Source organism: Enterococcus sp. LJL128 (assembly GCF_056924295.1).
On record NZ_JBXPBP010000033.1, the window covers coordinates 1 to 3,119 of the forward strand.

Here is a 3,119-nt window from a genome sequence, read left to right on the forward strand (position 1 = left end):
ATTTGTTCATTGAAAACTGGATAGAAAGAAAATCAACAACACAAACAAACCGAGAACACCGCGTTGAAGAGTTTTTTAAAATTGTTCGATAGCTTATTTTTTCTTGATGACGTTCCTATCGCTAGGAAAACGAGTCAAAACCCAACCGTAAGGTTGATAAGGTTAAGTGAATAAGGGCGCACGGTGGATGCCTTGGCACTAGGAGCCGATGAAGGACGGGACTAACTCCGATATGCTTTGGGGAGCTGTAAGTAAGCTATGATCCAGAGATTTCCGAATGGGGAAACCCAGCATCTTTTATAGGATGTTACTTTTCAGTGAATACATAGCTGATTAGAGGTAGACGCAGAGAACTGAAACATCTAAGTACCTGCAGGAAGAGAAAGAAAATTCGATTCCCTGAGTAGCGGCGAGCGAAACGGGAAGAGCCCAAACCAACAAGCTTGCTTGTTGGGGTTGTAGGACTCCAATATGGTAGTCTGTCAGGATAGTCGAAGAACCTGGAAAGGTTCGCCGAAGAGGGTGAAAGTCCCGTAGACGAAATTTTGGCAACACCTAGGAGGATCCTGAGTACGGCGGAACACGTGAAATTCCGTCGGAATCCGCGGGGACCATCCCGCAAGGCTAAATACTCCCTAGTGACCGATAGTGAACCAGTACCGTGAGGGAAAGGTGAAAAGCACCCCGGAAGGGGAGTGAAATAGATCCTGAAACCGTGTGCCTACAACAAGTCAAAGCCCGTTAATGGGTGATGGCGTGCCTTTTGTAGAATGAACCGGCGAGTTACGATTACATGCGAGGTTAAGTTGAAGAGACGGAGCCGCAGCGAAAGCGAGTCTGAATAGGGCGATAGAGTATGTGGTCGTAGACCCGAAACCATGTGATCTACCCATGTCCAGGTTGAAGGTGCGGTAAAACGCACTGGAGGACCGAACCCACGTACGTTGAAAAGTGCGGGGATGAGGTGTGGGTAGCGGAGAAATTCCAAACGAACTTGGAGATAGCTGGTTCTCTCCGAAATAGCTTTAGGGCTAGCCTCGGAATTGAGAATGATGGAGGTAGAGCACTGTTTGGACTAGGGGCCCATCTCGGGTTACCGAATTCAGATAAACTCCGAATGCCATTCATTTATATCCGGGAGTCAGACTGCGAGTGATAAGATCCGTAGTCGAAAGGGAAACAGCCCAGACCACCAGCTAAGGTCCCAAAATAACTATTAAGTGGAAAAGGATGTGGGGTTGCACAGACAACTAGGATGTTGGCTTAGAAGCAGCCACCATTTAAAGAGTGCGTAATAGCTCACTAGTCGAGTGACCCTGCGCCGAAAATGTACCGGGGCTAAATAGTTTACCGAAGCTGTGGATGACACCTTTGGTGTCATGGTAGGAGAGCGTTCTAAGGGCGTTGAAGGTCGATCGTGAGGACGGCTGGAGCGCTTAGAAGTGAGAATGCCGGTATGAGTAGCGAAAGACGGGTGAGAATCCCGTCCACCGTATGACTAAGGTTTCCTGGGGAAGGCTCGTCCGCCCAGGGTTAGTCGGGACCTAAGCCGAGGCCGAAAGGCGTAGGCGATGGACAACAGGTTGATATTCCTGTACCAGTTGTTTTTGTTTGAGCAATGGAGGGACGCAGTAGGCTAAGGAAATGTGCGATTGGAAGAGCACGTCCAAGCAATGAGTCTTGAGGTGAGTCAAATGCTTACTTCTTTAAGGACAAGTTGTGATGGGGAGGGAAATAATAGTACCGAAGTTCCTGATGTCACACTGCCAAGAAAAGCTTCTAGTGAGAAAACAACTGCCCGTACCGTAAACCGACACAGGTAGTCGAGGAGAGTATCCTAAGGTGAGCGAGCGAACTCTCGTTAAGGAACTCGGCAAAATGACCCCGTAACTTCGGGAGAAGGGGTGCTGACTTCGGTCAGCCGCAGTGAATAGGCCCAAGCGACTGTTTATCAAAAACACAGGTCTCTGCAAAATCGTAAGATGAAGTATAGGGGCTGACGCCTGCCCGGTGCTGGAAGGTTAAGAGGATGGGTTAGCTTCGGCGAAGCTCAGAATTGAAGCCCCAGTAAACGGCGGCCGTAACTATAACGGTCCTAAGGTAGCGAAATTCCTTGTCGGGTAAGTTCCGACCCGCACGAAAGGCGTAACGATTTGGGCACTGTCTCAACGAGAGACTCGGTGAAATTTTAGTACCTGTGAAGATGCAGGTTACCCGCGACAGGACGGAAAGACCCCATGGAGCTTTACTGCAATTTGATATTGAGTGTTTGTACCACATGTACAGGATAGGTAGGAGCCGAAGAAATCGGGACGCTAGTTTCGATGGAGGCGCTGGTGGGATACTACCCTTGTGTTATGAACCCTCTAACCCGCACCCCTAATCGGGGTGGGAGACAGTGTCAGATGGGCAGTTTGACTGGGGCGGTCGCCTCCTAAAAGGTAACGGAGGCGCCCAAAGGTTCCCTCAGAATGGTTGGAAATCATTCGCAGAGTGTAAAGGCAGAAGGGAGCTTGACTGCGAGACCTACAAGTCGAGCAGGGACGAAAGTCGGGCTTAGTGATCCGGTGGTTCCGCATGGAAGGGCCATCGCTCAACGGATAAAAGCTACCCTGGGGATAACAGGCTTATCTCCCCCAAGAGTCCACATCGACGGGGAGGTTTGGCACCTCGATGTCGGCTCGTCGCATCCTGGGGCTGTAGTCGGTCCCAAGGGTTGGGCTGTTCGCCCATTAAAGCGGCACGCGAGCTGGGTTCAGAACGTCGTGAGACAGTTCGGTCCCTATCCGTCGCGGGCGTTGGAAATTTGAGAGGAGCTGTCCTTAGTACGAGAGGACCGGGATGGACTTACCGCTGGTGTACCAGTTGTGCCGCCAGGCGCATCGCTGGGTAGCTATGTAGGGAAGGGATAAACGCTGAAAGCATCTAAGTGTGAAGCCCACCTCAAGATGAGATTTCCCATTTCTTTAAGAAAGTAAGACCCCTGAGAGATGATCAGGTAGATAGGTTGGAAGTGGAAGGCCAGTGATGGTTGGAGCGGACCAATACTAATCGGTCGAGGACTTAACCAAAGAATTGGAAGAGTAAGAAAATGTTTTTCGGAATGACTGTGTTGAAGA

Annotated in this window: 1 rRNA gene; it reads left to right on the forward strand. The window is 50.2% G+C overall.

Features of this window, described 5'->3' with window-relative positions:
• The first annotated feature begins 160 nt into the window (after nt 1–160).
• A 23S ribosomal RNA gene (locus AC1Z3K_RS18545) occupies nt 161–3,071 on the forward strand.
• Nucleotides 3,072–3,119: the final 48 nt, after the last annotated feature.